Origin of the sequence: Bradyrhizobium genomosp. III, from assembly GCF_000261705.1 — a bacterium.
Taxonomy (GTDB): Bacteria; Pseudomonadota; Alphaproteobacteria; order Rhizobiales; family Xanthobacteraceae; genus Bradyrhizobium; species Bradyrhizobium ottawaense.
Window position 1 is genome coordinate 1 of sequence record NZ_AJQF01000165.1, and the last position, 17,749, is coordinate 17,749.

The window sequence follows — 17,749 nt, forward strand, 5'->3', positions numbered from 1 at the left end:
AGACCAGCTTGCCGAGCGGCGTCACCGGCACGACGTCGCCATAGCCGACGGTGCCGAGCGTCACGATCGCCCACCACATCGCCTGCGGGATAGTGCCGAGCTTGTCCGGCTGCACGTCGCGCTCGATGGCGTAGAGCAGCGAGGCGAACGTCAGGACCGCGCCGATCAGGATGACGATGCAGCCGATCAGCGCGCGACGCTCGGCATGCACGGCGGCGAGCAGCGAGCGCATCGCCGGCGAATAGCGGATCAGCTTGAAGAACGGCAGCACGCCGAGCGCCGCCAGCGTCGCGTGCCGGCCGGTGGCGAGCACGATGGAAGCGGGCAGGAACGCCATGAGGTCGATGATGCCGAGCGCGGAGAAGGCATAGCCGAGCCGGTCGGACAGCGCGGAGCCCTTGCGCTGGGTGTGGCCCGCCACCGTCCACAGCCGCGCGGCATATTCCAGCGCGAACACGAACACCGACAGAATGGTGATCGCGGAGAACACGACGCCGAACTGCGCGTCCAGCTCCGGCACCGAGGCGAGGATCATCGCGGCCACATTGAGCACGATGACGCCGATGATGACCTGGATGAAGCGCGACCCGGCTGAATAGGCCAGCGGATCGTGCTCCAGCAATTCGTACAGGCGATCCCTCAAATTCGGATCGGCTGAGCCACGTCCTCGCGGAACGGGGCGCACGGCCTCACGCGCCCGCCATCGCTTTTTCGATCGCGCTCAGCGCCTCGGACGCCTTGGCTCCGTCAGGTCCGCCGGCCTGGGCCATGTCGGGCCGGCCACCGCCGCCCTTGCCGCCGAGCGCCTCGGAGGCGACACGCACGAGGTTCACCGCGTTGAAGCGCGCGGTGAGGTCCGCGGTGACGCCGACCACGATGCCGGCCTTGCCGTCCTCGGTGACGCCGACGATGGCGACCACGCCGGAGCCGATCTGCTTCTTGCCGTCGTCGGCGAGGCTCTTGAGATCCTTCATCTCGATGCCCTCGACCGCGCGCGCCATCAGCTTGACGTTGCCGACCTCGCGCACGCCGCTGGCTGCGCCATTGCTGCCGGCCGAAGCGCCGCCGCCCATCGCCAGCTTCTTGCGGGCGTCGGAAAGCTCGCGCTCGAGCTTCTTGCGCTCCTCCATCAGCGCGGTGATGCGCGCCGGGACGTCGTCGAGCGAGGTGCGCAGCTCGTTCGCCGCGGTCTTGGCCAGCGCCATGGTCTCGTTGGCGTGCCTGCGCGCATAATTGCCGGTCAGCGCCTCGATGCGGCGCACGCCGGAGGCGACCGCGCTCTCGCCGGTGAGCGTGATCAGGCCGATATCGCCGGTGCGTCGCACATGCGTGCCGCCGCAGAGCTCGACCGACCAGCCGAGCGCGTTGGCGCCGCGCTCGCGCGCGGTCCGGCCCATCGAGACGACGCGGACTTCATCGCCGTATTTCTCGCCGAACAGGGCGCGTGCGCCGGCTTCGCGGGCCTCATCCACGCCCATTACACGCGTGGTGACCTCGTCGTTCTCCAGCACCACGTCATTGGCGATGTCCTCGACCCGGGCCAGCTCCTCCGCCGAGATCGGCTTCGGATGCACGAAGTCGAAGCGCAGGCGATCTGGCGCAACCATCGAGCCGCGCTGGGCGATGTGGTCGCCCAGCACCTGGCGCAGCGCCTCGTGGATGAGATGCGTCGCCGAATGATGCGCCCGGATCGACGAGCGCCTGGAATGATCGACCTCGAGCTGCAGCGCGGTGCCGAGCTTGAGCTCCCCGCTCTCCACCGTGCCGACATGCACGAAGAAATCGCCGAGCTTCTTCTGCGTGTCGGTGACGCGGAACTTGATGCCGCCCTCGCCCGTGAGCACGCCGGTGTCGCCGACCTGGCCGCCGGACTCCGCGTAGAACGGCGTCTGGTTCAGCACGATCGCACCGGTGTCGCCGGCCTTCAGGCTGGCGACCTCTGCACCGTCCTTCACCAGCGCAGAGACCACGCCTTCAGCGCTCTCGGTCTCGTAGCCCAGGAATTCGGTAGCGCCGAGCTTTTCGCGCAGGGGGAACCAGATCGCTTCGGAAGCCGCCTCGCCGGAACCCTTCCAGGACTCGCGCGCCTTGGCCTTCTGGCGCTCCATCGCATCGGAGAAGGAAGCCTGGTCGACGCCGATGCCGCGCGACTTCAGCGCGTCCTGCGTCAGGTCGAGCGGGAAGCCGTAGGTGTCGTACAGCGTGAAGGCGACGTCGCCATCGAACATGTCGCCCTTTTTCAAGGACGCGCTCTTCTCGTCGAGGATGGCGAGGCCCCGCGACAGCGTCTTGCGGAACCGGGTCTCTTCCAGCCGCAGCGTTTCCTCGATCAGGTTTTCCGCGCGCATCAGGTCGGGGTAGGCCTGGCCCATCTCGCGGACCAGCGCCCAGACCAGACGATGCATCAGCGGCTCCTTGGCACCGAGCAACTGCGCATGGCGCATCGCGCGGCGCATGATCCGGCGCAGCACGTAGCCGCGGCCCTCGTTCGAGGGCAGCACGCCGTCCGCAACCAGGAACGCCGAGGAGCGCAAATGGTCGGCAATGACGCGGAACGAGGCCACGGTCTGCTCATTCGGCCCGCTCCCGAGCGCGGACGAGGTCGCATCGATCAAATGACGGAACAGGTCGGTCTCGAACACGCTGTCGACCCCCTGCATGATGCAGGCCATGCGCTCGAGGCCCATGCCGGTGTCGATCGAGGGACGCGGCAGATCCACGCGCTCCTCCTTCGTCACCTGCTCGTACTGCATGAACACGAGATTCCAGAATTCGAGGAAGCGGTCGCCATCCTCTTCCGGCGAGCCCGGAGGTCCGCCCCAGATGTGATCACCGCGGTCGATGAAGATCTCCGAGCACGGGCCGCACGGGCCGGTGTCGCCCATCGCCCAGAAATTGTCCGAGGTCGGAATGCGGATGATGCGGTCGTCGGAGAAGCCCGCGATCTTCTTCCAGAGCCCGTGCGCTTCGTCGTCGGTGTGGTAGACGGTGACGAGCAGCTTGTCCTTGTTGAGCCCGAAGTCCTTCGTGATCAGCTTCCAGGCGAGCTCGATCGCGCGCTCCTTGAAATAGTCGCCGAAGGAGAAGTTGCCGAGCATCTCGAAGAAGGTGAGATGGCGCGCGGTGTAGCCGACATTGTCGAGGTCGTTGTGCTTGCCGCCGGCGCGCACGCATTTCTGCGACGTGGTGGCGCGCTGATAGGGCCGCTTCTCGACGCCGGTGAAGACGTTCTTGAACTGCACCATGCCGGCATTGGTGAACATCAACGTCGGATCGTTGCGCGGCACCAATGGCGAGGACGACACGATCTCGTGGCCGTTCTCGGCAAAGAAGTTCAGAAAGGTCGACCTGATCTCGTTGACGCCGCTCATGTTCATCCAATCGGGTGTGCTTGGACCCGCTATAGGCCATCCAAACCTGACATTTAGGCTGATATCTGCGGGCCACAGCGCTTTTAGACAAGGCCAGCTTCGCTGTCCAGAAACTGTGCAAGGAGATCAGAGGGTTGCCGCAGGCGCTCAATCCCCTTTGCAATCCCGTTGATAGGGCAAGCGGACGCGTTGACAGGCTTGGCCGCCCTGTGGTCTGTACCCATCTGTATCGTACGGCCACGTCGGGAGAGACCGGCTTTGGTGCCGGCGCCGAAGGAGCAACCGCCCCGGAAACTCTCAGGCAAAAGGACCGCGTGGCTTTGACAGCATCTGGAAAGAGGCGCCGACGGGTTTAGACCCGGATGGCTCCCGCCGACGGGATAATACTCTCAGGCACAGCGACAGATGGGGCTTCGACTGGTGTCCTCAGGGAATCGTCCCGGGGGAACCGCCGAGGGCCCCTGTGATGCTAGCGCGCGACGACCAAGATTCCCTGAAACGTACGCCCCTTCATGGGCTTCATGTCTCCCTGGGCGGCAAGATGGTGCCGTTCGCGGGCTATGACATGCCCGTGCAATACCCCGCGGGCGTCCTGAAGGAGCACCTCCATACCCGCAACGCAGCCGGCCTGTTCGACGTCTCCCATATGGGCCAGATCGCGCTCAGGCCGAAATCCGGCAGGGTCGAGGACGCCGCCCGCGCACTGGAACGGCTGGTGCCGCAGGATATCGTGGCGATTGCGCCGGGACGGCAACGCTACGCCCAGTTCACCAACGCCGGTGGCGGAATTCTGGACGACCTGATGGTCGCCAATTTCGGTGATCACCTCTTCCTGGTCGTCAACGCCGCCTGCAAGGAAGCCGACGAGACGCATCTGCGCGCGAATCTCTCGGGTGACTGCGGCATCGATTCCCTCACAGACCGTGCGCTGATCGCGCTGCAGGGGCCGAGGGCCGAGGCGGCGCTGGCGAAATTGTGTGCAGAGGCGCCCGCCATGAAGTTCATGGATTCCGGCCCCCGCAAGGTTGCCGGCCTCGACTGTTTCGTCTCACGCTCCGGCTACACCGGCGAGGACGGTTTTGAAATTTCGGTTCCCGCGGCCGATGCCGAACGTCTCGCCAAAGCGCTGCTCGAAAACCCCGACGTGCTGCCGATCGGCCTGGGCGCCCGCGACAGTCTGCGGCTGGAAGCCGGGCTCTGCCTCTACGGCCACGACATCGACACCGCGACCACGCCGGTCGAGGCCGCGCTGGAATGGTCGGTGCAGAAGAGCCGCCGCAGCGGCGGCGCGCGCGCCGGCGGCTTTCCCGGTGCCGAAAAAATCCTCGCCCATGTCGACAACGGCGCGGCCCGCCGCCGCGTCGGCCTGCTCGCCCAGGGACGCGCGCCGGTGCGCGAGGGCGCGCTGCTGTTTGCTGACAGCGCGGGCGGCGAGCCGATCGGACAAGTCACATCGGGCGGTTTCGGCCCAAGCCTGAATGCGCCGGTCGCGATGGGCTATGTGCCCACCGCATCGAGCGCGCTCGGCACACAACTCTTCGCCGAGGTGCGCGGCCAGCGTCTGCCGGTCGCTGTCGCGGCCATGCCCTTCGTCAAGAACACCTACAAACGCTGAGGATTCGAGAATGACCACGACGCTGTACACCTCCGACCATGAATGGCTCGCCATCGAGGGCGACGTCGCCACCGTCGGCATCACCGATTACGCCCAGCAGCAGCTCGGCGACGTCGTGTTCGTCGAACTGCCCAAGGTCGGCCGCGCGCTGAAGAAGGCGGAAGCCGCCGCCGTGGTTGAGTCCGTCAAGGCGGCCTCGGATGTGTACGCACCCGTGACAGGCGAAGTGCTCGAGACCAACGCCGAGCTCGCAGCCGAGCCGGCGCTGGTGAACTCGGACGCGCAAGGCAAGGCGTGGTTCTTCAAGATCAAGATGGCCGACAGAAGCGAGCTCGGCGGCCTGATGGATGAAGCCGCCTACAAGGCGCACACGGCTTAAGGACGATGGAGCAAGCGATGACCGCGCACCGCAAGACCAACGGCGACACCGCCGCCAGCTTCGTTCGCCGCCATATCGGCCCGTCGGCGCGCGATGTCACCGCCATGCTCGAAACCGTCAGCGCCAAGAGCGTCGACGCCCTGATGGCGGAGACGCTGCCGGCTTTGATCCGGCAGGCCGCCCCGCTCGATCTCGGCAAGCCGCTCAGCGAGACCGAGGCGATCGCGCATATGGGCGAGCTCGCAGCCCAAAACCAGGTCTTCACCTCGCTGATCGGCCAAGGCTATTCCGGCACGATTTTGCCCGCGGTGATCCAGCGCAACATCCTGGAGAACCCGGCCTGGTACACGGCGTACACGCCCTACCAGCCCGAGATCAGCCAGGGCCGGCTGGAGGCGCTGCTCAACTTCCAGACCATGATCTGCGACCTCACCGGGCTCGACGTCGCCAACGCCTCGCTGCTCGACGAGGCCACCGCCGCGGCCGAAGCGATGGCGCTCGCGGAGCGGCACTCGCAGGTGAAGGCGCAAGCCTTCTTCGTCGACAAGGACGTGCATCCGCAGACGCTCGCTGTGATGCGCACCCGCGCCGAGCCGCTGGGCTGGACCCTGATCGTCGGCGATCCCCTCACCGATCTCGACAAGGCCGACGTGCTCGGCGCGCTGCTGCAATATCCGGGCTCTTCAGGCGCGGTGCGCGACCTCCGGCCCGCGATCGCAACATTGAAGGCCAAGGGCGCGCTCGCGATCGTGGCCGCCGACCTGCTGGCCCTGACGCTGCTCGCCTCGCCCGGCGAGCTCGGCGCCGACATCGCGATCGGCTCGGCGCAGCGTTTTGGCGTGCCGATGGGTTATGGCGGACCGCACGCGGCCTATATGGCGGTGCGCGATGCGCTGAAGCGCTCGCTGCCCGGCCGCATCGTCGGCCTCTCCGTGGATTCCCGCGGGATGCCGGCCTATCGCCTCGCGTTGCAGACCCGCGAGCAGCACATCCGCCGCGAGAAGGCGACCTCGAACATCTGCACCGCGCAGGTGCTGCTGGCCGTGATCGCCTCGATGTACGCGGTCTATCATGGCCCCGAAGGGCTGACGCAGATCGCCCGCAATGTGCATCGCCGCGCCGCCGTGCTCGCGAGCGGCTTGCGCAAGCTCGGCTTCGCGCCTGATAGCGAAAACTTCTTCGACACGATCAGCGTCGATGCCGGCGCCAAGCGCGCCGAGATCGTCGCGCGCGCGGCGGCCGAGAAGATCAATCTCGGCGTCGGCGCCACCAGCTTGCGCATCGCGCTCGACGAGACCACGACGCCCGCGACGGTCGAAGCGGTCTGGCGCGCCTTCGGCGGCAAGCTGGCCTATGCCGAGTTAGAGGCGACCACGCGCGAGGCGCTGCCGGAGGCGCTGAAGCGCGCGACCTCATTCCTCACCCATCCCGTCTTCCACGCGCATCGCTCGGAGACCGAGATGCTGCGCTACATGCGCAAGCTCAGTGACCGCGACCTCGCGCTCGATCGTGCGATGATCCCGCTGGGATCCTGCACCATGAAGCTGAACGCGACCACCGAGATGATGCCCCTGACCTGGCCGGAGTTCGGCTCGCTGCATCCGTTCGTCCCGCGCGAGCAGGCGGCCGGCTATCATGCGCTGTTCGCGCGGCTGGAAAAATGGCTGTGCGACATCACCGGCTATGACGCCATCTCGCTGCAGCCGAATTCGGGCGCGCAGGGCGAATATGCGGGACTTCTTGCCATTCGTGGCTACCATGCCGCGCGCGGCGAAAGCCATCGCAAGATCTGCCTGATCCCCTCCTCCGCCCACGGCACCAATCCGGCCTCGGCCGCGATGGTCGGCATGGACGTGGTGGTGGTCGCCTGCGAGAAGAACGGCGACGTCGACGTCAATGATCTCCGCGCAAAGGCCGAGAAGCATTCCAATGATCTCGCTGCGGTCATGATCACCTATCCCTCGACGCACGGCGTGTTCGAGGAGCACATCCGCGAGATCTGCGACATCGTGCACGGCCATGGCGGCCAGGTGTATCTGGACGGCGCCAACCTCAACGCGCAGGTCGGCCTTAGCAGGCCCGGCGATTACGGCGCCGATGTCAGCCATCTCAATCTGCACAAGACCTTCTGCATCCCGCATGGCGGCGGCGGCCCCGGCATGGGCCCGATCGGCGTGAAGGCGCATCTGGCGCCGTTCCTGCCGGGTCATCCGGCGACCCAAGGCGACGCACCGGTCGGCCCGGTCTCGGCCGCGCCGTTCGGTTCGGCCTCGATCCTCACCATCTCCTACATCTACATCCTGATGATGGGCGGTGAAGGCCTGAAGCGCGCCACCGAGATCGCGATCCTCAACGCCAACTACATCGCAGCGCGGCTCGATCCCCACTTCCCGGTGCTCTACAAGAATGCGAAGGGCCGCGTCGCGCATGAGTGCATCGTCGATCCCCGTCCGCTGAAGAATACGAGCGGCGTCACTGTCGACGACATCGCCAAGCGCCTGATCGACTACGGCTTCCACGCGCCGACCATGAGCTTCCCGGTGCCGGGCACGCTGATGATCGAGCCGACCGAATCGGAATCCCAGGCCGAGCTGGATCGTTTTTGTGATGCCATGATCGCGATCCGGAAAGAAATCGCCGAAGTCGAGGCCGGCCGCTTCAAGATCGAGGCGTCACCGCTGCGCCATGCTCCGCACACCGTGCACGACATCGCCGATGATGATTGGAAGCGCGCCTATACCCGCAGCGAGGGCTGCTTCCCCGCGGGCACCTCGCGCACCGACAAATACTGGAGCCCGGTGGGGCGCGTCGACAACGTCTATGGCGACCGCAACCTGGTGTGCTCCTGCCCGCCGGTGAGCGATTACGCGGAGGCGGCAGAGTAAGACGCGACGGAGGTCTCGTAGGGTGGGCAAAGCGAAGCGTGCCCACCGCCTGCATGATGTGAAAGATCGTGGGCACGGCGCTTACGCGCCTTTGCCCACCCTACGGCTCCTGACCTAAGGCGCGATCAACGAGCGACTCTCCGCCTCCCACCGCCAGAGCTGCTCATTGGTCAGCAACGCACCGCCCCACCAGCGCCGAATCGGATTGTGACGGCGAAAATCCTCCCAACCATCCAGAACCGCTTTGCCAAACTCCGTCAGCGACAGCCGGCTCCGGCGAAAGGCGGCGTTGCGACCGCGCGTTGTCCGGATCGAGTGTCGCCAGCTTGCCGTCCAGACCCGCAACCGCTGGCGCAGGGCCGAATGCGAGCCCTTCGAGCAGCGCGCCCAACTCCCACGGATCGAACACACGAGCCTCAGAGGTGCCTGACCGAAACAGCTCATCGGTGCGACTGCGTCCGCTTGCCATGAGTTCGAGAAGCCGCGTCTCGGTCGCCCCGGCGACGGCAGTTCTGAGAGCAGGTCTTCCATGGCCGGTTTCAGGAAAGACAGCTTGCCGAGCGGCCTATCGAGCAGCCCAACGCAGAGCTCGGGCGTCGGCGCGCGATAGGCCTCCCACGCGAGGGTCGCGCTTTCAAGATCGCTTTCCGCGATATCGAACTGCTTCACGTCACGATGGCGAAGCTCTGAGGGATCTGCTCCGCGCAGATCGAAATCGACGAGTCGTAGTCTCAGACTCTCAGTAAGTGACGGCTCGAAACGCAGGTAATTGAGGATCCAGATCAGCTGCAATTGACTGTTGGGTTCGGGGTCGAACCACAGTTCAATGAGATCGACCCCGTAATTCTTGCAGACCCAGAGCAGGGCACCGGCTCGATCCTGGCGCCTGATGAGGGGCGACTGACGCACGGGGACGCAATCCGACCAGTGCATTTGGTCGACCCACGTCCTGGACTCCCGCCAGCCGAGATAGCGGATGAGGTGGTCAGCCGTCGGAAGTGGCCCCGAAACGAAGCGATAGATGAACGGGATGACCATGTCGGCGCGATCGGCGAGGGCAAGACCGACGCCCGCCGAACTGGTCAGGATCACACGCTTCATCGTCGGCGCACCTCACCCTTACGCAAAACGAAACGGGCACTGACGACGTCGGCAACTCAACGTCTTCAGCGCCCGCTCCTCGCGAAAAACTTTCGCGTTAGGTCTTACTCGTCCGCCGGCTCCTCGCCGTCGGCGTCGCGCTCCGGCGTGCCGGCGAGAATTTGCTCGGCGATCAGGCCGGAGTTCTGGCGGATCGAGGTCTCGATCTTGGCGGTGATGTCGGGGTTGGCCTTCAGGAACGCTTTCGAGTTCTCGCGGCCCTGGCCGAGACGCTGGCTGTCATAGGAGAACCAGGCGCCTGACTTCTCGACGATGCCGGCCTTGACGCCGAGATCGAGGATCTCCCCCATCTTGGAGACGCCCTCGCCGTACATGATGTCGAACTCGACCTGCTTGAAGGGCGGCGCCAGCTTGTTCTTGACGACCTTGACGCGCGTGGTGTTGCCGACAACTTCGTCGCGCTCCTTGATCGCGCCGATGCGGCGGATGTCGAGGCGGACCGAGGCATAGAACTTCAGCGCGTTGCCGCCGGTGGTGGTTTCCGGCGAGCCGTACATCACACCGATCTTCATGCGGATCTGGTTGATGAAGATCACCATGGTGTTGGACTTGTTGATGGAGGCCGTCAGCTTGCGCAGCGCCTGGCTCATCAGGCGGGCCTGCAGACCCGGCAGCGCATCGCCCATCTCGCCCTCGAGCTCGGCCTTCGGCACCAGCGCCGCGACCGAATCGATCACCAGCACGTCCACCGCACCCGACCGCACCAGCGTGTCGCAGATCTCCAGCGCCTGCTCACCGGTGTCGGGCTGCGAGATCAGGAGCTCGTCGATGTTGACGCCCAGCTTCCTCGCATAGACCGGGTCGAGCGCGTGCTCGGCGTCGATGAAGGCGCAGATGCCGCCCTTCTTCTGCGCTTCGGCCACCGTATGCAGCGCCAGCGTGGTTTTTCCTGAGGATTCCGGCCCGTAGATCTCGACGATGCGCCCCTTCGGCAGGCCGCCGATGCCGAGCGCGATATCGAGCCCGAGCGAGCCTGACGACACCGCCTCGATGTCCATGGACCGGTCGTTCTTGCCGAGCTTCATCACCGAGCCCTTGCCGAACTGGCGCTCGATCTGAGAGAGCGCGGCGGCCAGAGCTTTACTCTTGTCCATGGAAGATCCTTCGACGATACGCAGGGCAGTGGCGGACATTGGGTCGTGCTCCTTATGGCGAGGATTCGCGTGAGGGACAAACGATTGGCGAGGCGGCTCGTCGATAAAAGCAACGTACCCTATTTGTTCTAGGTTCGCAATATGTTCTTTTGCGGATTTGAGGCTTTGTCCGTGAGCATCGCCACGTCCCCCTCCCCATTCGCGTTGTGCACACAACTGGACAGACGCGGCTCCCGTTAATGGTCCTCAATGGGCCATCACCGCCCCAACCGTGGCCACTATCGGTGACGAGAACGCCGATTGCGCTCCCGCCTTCATCGCATGAAAAGGAGCGCGCCATGCTCAAGCGGCGACGTTTCAAGCAGCAGTTGACCCTTCAAGACCGGCTCTCCGCATGGGTGAAGCAGGTCCAGGAAGAGGCCGCCAGGCTTCCGCCCGGGCCCGAGCGGGACGCCCTGCTCAAGAAGGCCCGCCAGGCCGATGTCGCCAATCATCTGCACGACTGGGTCATATCCCCCGGGCTGCAACCGCCGAAATAGCAGGGCTGTCGCAACGTCATTCCCCGGCCGAAGCTGACGCTCATCAAAGACGCAGCCGCCGGCCGCCGTCAGAATTCCGCAATCCTGCGGCACCGAACCTTTTCGCGGTCTCGGGCCTTCTCCAGGATGGGACCGCAACTCTGGGGACCTCAGTCATGACGGACACCACGAACCGCGATACGATCAGGCGCAATCCCCTGCTGGAGGCGGCGCATGAGGAGCTGATGAAGTTCGAGCGCCAGGAAAACGAATTCCGCAAGAAGGACCGCCAAGAGCGCGCCGCCGAGCTCCACCTTCCCCTGAATGAAATCAAGATCCACTAGACCCAACCGGGGGCTTCCGAAGCTGACAAGAGCGCCGGCGATACGGCTGGCGGCGGCCCTTTTGATGACCTTGCAGGAGGTGGCGGCGGGAGGCGGTCGCCCTATCACCGCAAGCGCGTTGACGGCATCCAAACACCAAGTTTAAGCCATTGAAAGCACAACGGAACTTCCATGCAGCCTACTGTGCATGGGGTTGTTTTCCAATTTTGCGGCATGCCCTGTACCCCGTTCATCCAGGGAAAGGCTGCCGCTCGCGTGCCTGTCCTTAAAGCAGCGCCAGCAGCACGAGGCCGATCACCAGCACCACGAAGCCAGCCGCTGTCGCGGCGGCGAATGACCGCTCTACGTTATCCATGATGCCACCCCGTGGTCGGCGTGCCACGTTTCCCCCATGGCTGCGCCGAACGCTGTGGAATCTTGCCGACCGGTGTGTCCGCAGTTGTGCGAACGGATGTCGAAATTGGGACCGGTGCGGGGCCAGTCTGCGGCCTCGGCGTTGAGTCCGGAAATCTGACGCCTGTCAGGCTGCCGTAAGCGGAGCCGGCTAGGATGATGCCGCTATGGTGTTGCAGCCCAGCACCTCAGCCTCCAATAACTTTTTGCCCCGTCTGGCTCTCCCCAGGCGGGGCTTTTTCATGCCTGCCGGGCGGTTCGCGGGTCCCGCTCCTCCTGCGTCAGGAGCAGCGAGAAGGCGCGGATCGCGGGCGCAGCCAGCAGCACGATCGGCAACATCGCGGCCCATGCGATCAGCCACGACACCATCCAGTGCCCGACGAAGCTCATCGCGCTGCCTGCGGGCAAGCTGGCGATCCCCGCCGCGATCAGCGAGGTCAGCCCGGACTGGATGATGCCGAAGACGAAATGACTGTAGCGGCGGGGAATGCCCAGCATGACGGCCCTTGCTGTTTTTGCCATCGCCAGACCAAGCAAGGCATATGCCGCCGCTTGCAGGGAAATCGGTAACCCCCTCGGCGGGCCCCCGCGGCCCGTCCGATCGGCGTACCGACGCAGCCGGGTGCAGCCCAGGAACTTTGTTCATGGTCGGAGAACCACGGGTATGCGACAGCCTCACTGTCTCACGGACCGGCGTCTTTCGAGAGCCGGCTTCGCCTGTTTCGGGGCAGGCGCGCTTTCGAGATACCCCCGAACTATCTAGGGCTTACCGACAAAATTTGCTTGTCTCCGGAATATTGGCACGCCGAACATGTTTGCAGTCATGGAGAGTGAATCGTGGGAGGTCGCCATGAATCACAGGGGCATCGAGTTCACCGTCGCCAAGACGGCGATTCCCGGAATCTGGCAGTGGCAGTTCCGCATTGGCGAGCAGGTCAAGACCGGCAAGACCGAGACGAAAATCGACCTGTTGGCGATCCGGCGCGTGCAGCTGCGTATCGACCGTGAGCTGAAGCGATCGGCCGGGCGGCGTGAACCGGCCGGATGAAAGTCGGCATCGGATGGCGCCTTCTGCGCCCGCTGCACCACGGCTGGCGGTTGCGGCGGAACATCATCCGTAGCCGCCCGGAATTGATCTGACGGTCGTTTGGGATTGGACTGCGCGCGCCCATGGCCTTGGGGGCGAGGCCATCACGCGCGCGATCGGTGCCAGCTATGCCGTTGTATTTCTTTCGGATCCGGAATGGAAGTTACTCCGGCTGCGCCGATCAGGCGACGGAATTTGCCGATCGCAATTCGGCCTGGAAAGAGATGACCAATGTCTGCGCCGACATGACCGCAGGCATTGCCCGCAAGCTCCAGGAAAATTCCGAATGGCACATGGAGCTGCTGGACGAGACCAAGGAGCCCGTGTTCCGGATCCGCATCGTTGCCGAAACCCTCGACTAGCAAGCTCTCCGGATCAAGCTTTAGATTGTTGTTTGAGCATGATCTTTTCGGAAAACCGCTGAGCACTTTTCCGGATCATGCTCTAGTCCGCGCTGGGCAGCCGCCGCATGGTGAATTCGATATCGCCGCCGGGCAGCTCGCGCCAGCTCTCGACAACGCTCATATAGCCGGCCTTGGGGTAGCGGGCGAAGAAGGCCTGCGCCCTTTCCCGCGCCGCCGCGCGCGGCAGCGTGAAGGTCTCGCGCAGATAGCCGTCCCGAACCGCTTGGCCCGGCTTGCCGGCGATCTTGCGCCGGTGCGCCATCCGCTCGGCGAGATCCCGCGGACGGTCGGCCATGTCCTCCTCCTCTACGCACTACGCTCAGCCCAATGTAGGGCGTGAGCCGGGTGAAGAGGAGTCCCGTCCGAAAAGCGTTGCACCGCCTCCCGAACGGAACTGGGTCAGTTGGCGGCCGTGCCGCTCGTCAGTTGGCGGCCGTGCCGCTCTTGGACTTCTTCGGCGCGCTGGTTGCGGCCGAGGCCTTCGGCGCCGCCGGCTGCTTCGGCGGATCGGAGCGCATGCCGCCCCAGGGATCGTTGGAGGTCTTGGAATCCGGGATCTTCTTCAGCGTTTCCTTGTAGGCCTTGTCACGCTCGGCTTCCGCGGCCTTTTCCTCGGGGGTCTTGCTCGGGGCGTCCTGCAGCAAATTCAGATTGGGCATTTGCGCATAGGCAGGTCCCGCCAGCACGGCCAGCACCGCGGCCAAACGGAAAAGCTTCATCGTCTACTCCTTGATCATCCATGGAGGCACGGATCGCCCGTGCCTGGTCATCCTTGTCGCGGCCGGTCGCGACCGCCGAGGCCGTCCGGGCCCGCTAGAGCCGATCCGATCTGCACGATTTCGGCGCGTGCAGCCAGTCGTCCCAGATCGGACCGCATTTGGTGCAGCCGCTCAGCGCCAGGCCGAGCGCGGCCATGCAAAAGACGAGGACACACCGACGCAACATCATCCACCCATACCCCGAGCAAGCCATCATATCGGGCCAAGTCAGGCATTTTCAAGCCGACGGGACCGGCGCCAGACCGGGTGACTTTGCCGCGCCGATGCGCGCACAATGGGCCGAAACATCCGGCAATACAGGAGAGCGCGCCAGCAATGCAAATGCAGCCAGACACCGAATTCGGCCTCTCCGACGCCAGACGCATCCTCGGCGAGGTTTTTGCGCCCTGGGTCCAGGATCTCAATCTCGCCGTCGAGCGCCTCGAGCACGTGCAGCCGGCGGATGCGCCGGACTGGCAGCCGGGCGCGCTGCTGCGCATGCCGTTCTCGGAGCGGCTGTGCCGGAACGGCGGCGTGGTCTGCGGCCAGGCCCTGATGGCGCTCGCCGACACCGCGATGGTGATCGCGATCCTGGCTGCCAATCGCGGCTACCGCCCGATGACCACGGTCGACCAAACCACGCATTTCATGCGCGCAGTGTCCTCGTCGGACGTGCTGGCGGACGCGCGCGTGGTGCGGCTCGGGCGCACCATGAGCTTTGGCCGCGTCACGCTGCTCTCGGCCGCCGACAACAAGCCGGTCGCGATGGTATCGAGCGCGTTCGCGATGCTGCCGGGCTGAGCAGCATCTCAAAAGAAGAGAGCCGCGTGGGCGTAAAGCGCACCGCGGCTCTCCATCACGATCGTGTCGAAGCAAGAGACCGAAGCGCGATTGCATCCTCGCTTCGGTCCGCACGCTTCATGACTTGCCGGGATTATTTTCCGAGCACTTCGTCGGCCGCGGTGACGATGCTGGCTGTCGGATTCTTTCCGCAATAAGCACCGAACTTCTTGGCGTTCTCGATGAACACGTCGGTGTCGATGATCGCGTTGTCCTCGTCGCCCTTGTACCAGCCGTCCATCCAGGTCAGCACGACCTGGATATTGTCTTCGCCGCTCTCGAGGAACTGCTTGCAGCTCATGGTCGAGAGGTCCCACTTGACGGCGTGGGCGGGCATCGACGACAGCGAGAACGCGGCGGCGAGCAAAATCGAAAGCGTGGTCTTCATCAGTATCTCCATTGGCGCGTAGCGCCACAAAAGAAAAGCGTGTGAGGAAAGTCGGCGGAGAGACTCTCCGCGTCAACGTCGTAAACGAAGTCTGAAGCGCTGTGCAAGTAGCGCCAGTATTGAGTTTAGTTCAACGTAATTTCTATGCACTACTTCACAATCAACATGATGGACCAATGCGGATGATCGAGAAGCGTGAAGCGCAGCGGTACCGTGTTTTCAAGGGTGGAACGATCACCTTTGAAAGCAGCGGCATTCCCTGCACTGTGCGAAACATGTCAGCGGGCGGCGCGGCGATCGACCTCGACACCCCCGTCACATTGCCGCAATCGTTCACGCTATCGATCGCGCGCGACGATTTCGTCCGGAATTGTCGCACAGTTTGGCGCAGTGACAAGCGCGTCGGCCTCGCCTTCGTGCAATAGCGCGCGCGATGTGAACGAACGTTCGCATCGCATCCACAACACGATTATGATTGCGTGATACGACGACGGCGACGCCAGCGCAGGCTTGCGATCACGAGCGCGGCGATCCCGATTCCGATCACTGCGGATGCCCCAAAAAATCGTCCACCGGGACGATCGATGGTGCGCGACCACAATGTCGGCGCCTCGCCCGGCCGCGCCAGGCGGAACGCAACCACGCTGTCGCCGATCGAGGTGCCAGCTTCGGAGTGGCCGCCGGCGCCGATCGCGACATATTGCTCGCCCTTCCACAGATAGGTCATGGGATTGGCGACGCCGGGCACCGGCAGCCGTCCCTGCCACAACTCCTTGCCGCTTCGCGCATCGAAGGCGCGCAGATAAGCATCCATCGCGCCGGTGAAGACGAGACCGCCCGCCGTGACCGCCAGTCCGTTGACGAGAGGCGCACCCCAGGGCAGCGGCGCGCCGAGCGGCGCCAGATCTTCGGTGGTGCCGACCGTCGAGCGCCAGAGGATCTTGCCGGCCTTCAGATCGACCGCAACCATCTCGCCCCAGGGCGGCTTGTTGCAGAGCAGACCGAGCGGCGACATCATCACCGCGCGCGACATCGCAAACGGCGCGCCGCGCTGCTGGCCGAAATCATGACCCGGCGGCGGATTGAATCCGGCGGCCTCCGCGCGCGGGATCAGCCTGATGAGATGAACGGCGCGCCCGGTGTTGGCGTAGAGAATCTGCCGGACCGGATCGAAGGCCGCGCTGCCCCAGTTCACGCCGCCGCCGGTGAAGGGAAACTCCAGCGTGCCCCGCACGGAAGGCGGCGTGAACAGACCCTCGTTGCGCGCCTCCGTGAACTGGCGCTCGCAGGACGAGCGGCGCAGTTCCGGCAACGGCGAGAGCGCGTCGTCGGTCGAGATCGTCTGCGACGTCAGCGCCGGCACATGCGTCGGAAACGGCTGCGTCGGCGACAACGCCTCCCCGTCCGCGCCGCCCTGCGGCACCGCGCGTTCTTCCACCGGCCAGACCGGCTTGCCGGTATCGCGGTCGAGCACGAAGACAAAACCCTGCTTGGTCGGCTGGATCACGACGTCGCGCTGGCCGTCACCGGCATCGAGGCGCGCGAGCGTCGGCTGCGCCGCCAGATCGTAATCCCAGACGTCGTGATGCACGGTCTGGAATGCCCATGCGAGCTCGCCGGTCTCGATACGCAAAGCGACCACCGAATTGGCGTGTTCGTTGTTGCCCGGCCGCTTGCCGCCCCAGAAATCCGGCGACGGCGAGGACGTCGGCAGGAACACCAGGCCGCGCGCCGCGTCGACCGACATCGGCGCCCAGACGTTGGCGTGCCCGGCTTCGATGCCGTCACGCTTGAGCGGCTCGAAGGTCCAGCGCGCCCGGCCGCTGCGCGCGTCGAACGCACGTACGACGCCGCTCGGCGCATCGACGCGTCGGTTGTCGGAGATCGAGGAGCCGACCACGACGACACCCCGGCCAACGGCGGGCGGCGAGGTGATCTGGAACTCGCCGGGCCATTCCAGGGCCATGCCGATATCGAGGTTCACCTCGCCGCCATTGCCGAAACCGGCACAGGGAATTCCCGTCTTCGCGTCCAGCGCGATCAGGCGGACGTCGTTCGTGCCCATGAAGATGCGCGATCGGCAGGCGGCATTCGCGGGCGCCTCATCGTCGGTCCAGTGGGTGACGCCGCGGCAGACGTAACGATTGGCGGGACGCTGATTGGTCGCGATCTTCGGATCGTAACGCCATTTCTGCGCGCCTGTGCCGGGATCGAGCGCAATCACCTCGTTGAAGGGCGAGCAGAAGATCAGGCTGTCCTCGACGAACAGCGGCGTTGCCTGGAATTTGGTTCGCCGCATCACCTCCGGCGGACGCACCGCAAGATCGCCGGTGCGGAATTCGAAGGCCCGAACCAGATTGCCGACATTGTCGGGCGTGATCTGTTGCAGTGGCGAGAAGCGCGAGCCGCCGGCATCGCCGCCCCAACTCTCCCAGGCCGCGCTTGGCCGCACGGCAATCAGCAGCAGCGCAACGAGCCCGATCGGAATTCGCAGGCTGCTCCGCAACGCTTC

Annotated in this window: 18 protein-coding genes and 1 riboswitch; of the genes, 9 read left to right on the forward strand and 9 right to left on the reverse strand. The window is 65.0% G+C overall.

All coding sequences use genetic code 11. The annotated features are described in order from the left end of the window. On the reverse strand, positions 1-685 hold a 685-nt coding region (locus IC66_RS0114270; RefSeq protein ID WP_038948075.1), incomplete at its 3' end, for an ion transporter. 4 nt (positions 686-689) lie between these two features. Further along, positions 690-3,371, reverse strand: a complete 2,682-nt coding sequence (alaS, locus tag IC66_RS0114275; protein WP_028142821.1) for an alanine--tRNA ligase — start codon at positions 3,369-3,371, stop codon at positions 690-692. Positions 3,372-3,604: 233 nt separating this feature from the next. Then, positions 3,605-3,693, forward strand: a riboswitch (glycine riboswitch). A gap of 144 nt (positions 3,694-3,837) precedes the next feature. On the opposite strand from alaS, the gene gcvT reads away from it, so the two are divergent. From gcvT to gcvP, 3 genes are read left to right on the forward strand one after another with little or no spacing between them, the layout of a single operon-like run. Continuing rightward, the gene (gene gcvT / locus IC66_RS0114280) at positions 3,838-4,986 is read left to right on the forward strand and encodes a glycine cleavage system aminomethyltransferase GcvT (RefSeq protein ID WP_038948076.1); all 1,149 of its coding nucleotides are present in this window, start codon (positions 3,838-3,840) and stop codon (positions 4,984-4,986) included. A 10-nt stretch (positions 4,987-4,996) separates the two neighbouring features. Next, complete coding sequence (gcvH, locus tag IC66_RS0114285; protein WP_038948077.1) at positions 4,997-5,365, forward strand: glycine cleavage system protein GcvH; 369 nt, start codon at positions 4,997-4,999, stop codon at positions 5,363-5,365. A 17-nt stretch (positions 5,366-5,382) separates the two neighbouring features. Further along, on the forward strand, positions 5,383-8,250 hold the full coding sequence (gene gcvP / locus IC66_RS0114290; RefSeq protein WP_038948078.1) for an aminomethyl-transferring glycine dehydrogenase: 2,868 nt from the start codon (positions 5,383-5,385) through the stop codon (positions 8,248-8,250). A 114-nt stretch (positions 8,251-8,364) separates the two neighbouring features. On the opposite strand, the gene IC66_RS0114295 is transcribed toward gcvP, so the two are convergent. After that, positions 8,365-9,351, reverse strand: a complete 987-nt coding sequence (locus IC66_RS0114295) for a hypothetical protein (RefSeq protein ID WP_244429114.1) — start codon at positions 9,349-9,351, stop codon at positions 8,365-8,367. A 104-nt stretch (positions 9,352-9,455) separates the two neighbouring features. Then, a complete protein-coding gene (gene recA, locus IC66_RS0114300) occupies positions 9,456-10,544 on the reverse strand; it encodes a recombinase RecA (protein WP_028142816.1) in 1,089 nt (362 codons plus the stop codon). Positions 10,545-10,843: 299 nt separating this feature from the next. Between recA and IC66_RS0114305 the strand changes: the two genes are divergently transcribed. Beyond that, positions 10,844-11,044 carry a hypothetical protein gene (locus IC66_RS0114305; RefSeq protein ID WP_028142815.1) on the forward strand — a complete coding sequence of 67 codons (201 nt, stop codon included), beginning with the start codon at positions 10,844-10,846 and terminating at the stop codon, positions 11,042-11,044. Positions 11,045-11,199: 155 nt separating this feature from the next. Next, a complete protein-coding gene (locus IC66_RS47695) occupies positions 11,200-11,367 on the forward strand; it encodes a hypothetical protein (protein ID WP_085971717.1) in 168 nt (55 codons plus the stop codon). 633 nt (positions 11,368-12,000) lie between these two features. Here IC66_RS47695 and IC66_RS0114320 read toward each other — a convergent pair. Continuing rightward, positions 12,001-12,258: a DUF2798 domain-containing protein gene (locus tag IC66_RS0114320; protein WP_028142814.1), complete on the reverse strand. Its 258-nt coding sequence runs from the start codon at positions 12,256-12,258 to the stop codon at positions 12,001-12,003. A gap of 352 nt (positions 12,259-12,610) precedes the next feature. On the opposite strand from IC66_RS0114320, the gene IC66_RS0114325 reads away from it, so the two are divergent. Together IC66_RS0114325 and IC66_RS0114335 are read left to right on the forward strand one after the other, a co-directional pair. After that, positions 12,611-12,808, forward strand: a complete 198-nt coding sequence (locus tag IC66_RS0114325; protein WP_028142813.1) for a hypothetical protein — start codon at positions 12,611-12,613, stop codon at positions 12,806-12,808. A 167-nt stretch (positions 12,809-12,975) separates the two neighbouring features. Beyond that, a complete protein-coding gene (locus tag IC66_RS0114335) occupies positions 12,976-13,209 on the forward strand; it encodes a DUF6894 family protein (RefSeq protein WP_028142812.1) in 234 nt (77 codons plus the stop codon). An 82-nt stretch (positions 13,210-13,291) separates the two neighbouring features. Here IC66_RS0114335 and IC66_RS0114340 read toward each other — a convergent pair whose 3' ends face one another. Further along, positions 13,292-13,546 (reverse strand): hypothetical protein, encoded by a 255-nt coding sequence (locus tag IC66_RS0114340; RefSeq protein ID WP_038948079.1) that lies wholly within the window; start codon positions 13,544-13,546, stop codon positions 13,292-13,294. A 127-nt stretch (positions 13,547-13,673) separates the two neighbouring features. Then, positions 13,674-13,970, reverse strand: a complete 297-nt coding sequence (locus tag IC66_RS0114345; RefSeq protein ID WP_018316631.1) for a hypothetical protein — start codon at positions 13,968-13,970, stop codon at positions 13,674-13,676. A gap of 375 nt (positions 13,971-14,345) precedes the next feature. Between IC66_RS0114345 and IC66_RS0114355 the strand changes: the two genes are divergently transcribed. Beyond that, positions 14,346-14,810 (forward strand): PaaI family thioesterase, encoded by a 465-nt coding sequence (locus IC66_RS0114355; protein WP_028142810.1) that lies wholly within the window; start codon positions 14,346-14,348, stop codon positions 14,808-14,810. 133 nt (positions 14,811-14,943) lie between these two features. Here the strand turns inward: IC66_RS0114355 and IC66_RS0114360 are convergent, their stop codons facing one another. Next, on the reverse strand, positions 14,944-15,237 hold the full coding sequence (locus tag IC66_RS0114360) for an HdeA family protein (protein WP_026201704.1): 294 nt from the start codon (positions 15,235-15,237) through the stop codon (positions 14,944-14,946). Between the two features lie 176 nt (positions 15,238-15,413). Here IC66_RS0114360 and IC66_RS0114365 point away from each other — a divergent pair, with 176 nt between their 5' ends. Then, positions 15,414-15,662: a PilZ domain-containing protein gene (locus IC66_RS0114365; RefSeq protein WP_370092662.1), complete on the forward strand. Its 249-nt coding sequence runs from the start codon at positions 15,414-15,416 to the stop codon at positions 15,660-15,662. A 44-nt stretch (positions 15,663-15,706) separates the two neighbouring features. Here the strand turns inward: IC66_RS0114365 and IC66_RS0114370 are convergent, their stop codons facing one another. Then, entirely contained in the window at positions 15,707-17,743 is a 2,037-nt protein-coding gene (locus IC66_RS0114370; protein WP_038948080.1) for a pyrroloquinoline quinone-dependent dehydrogenase, read from the reverse strand. Positions 17,744-17,749: the final 6 nt, after the last annotated feature.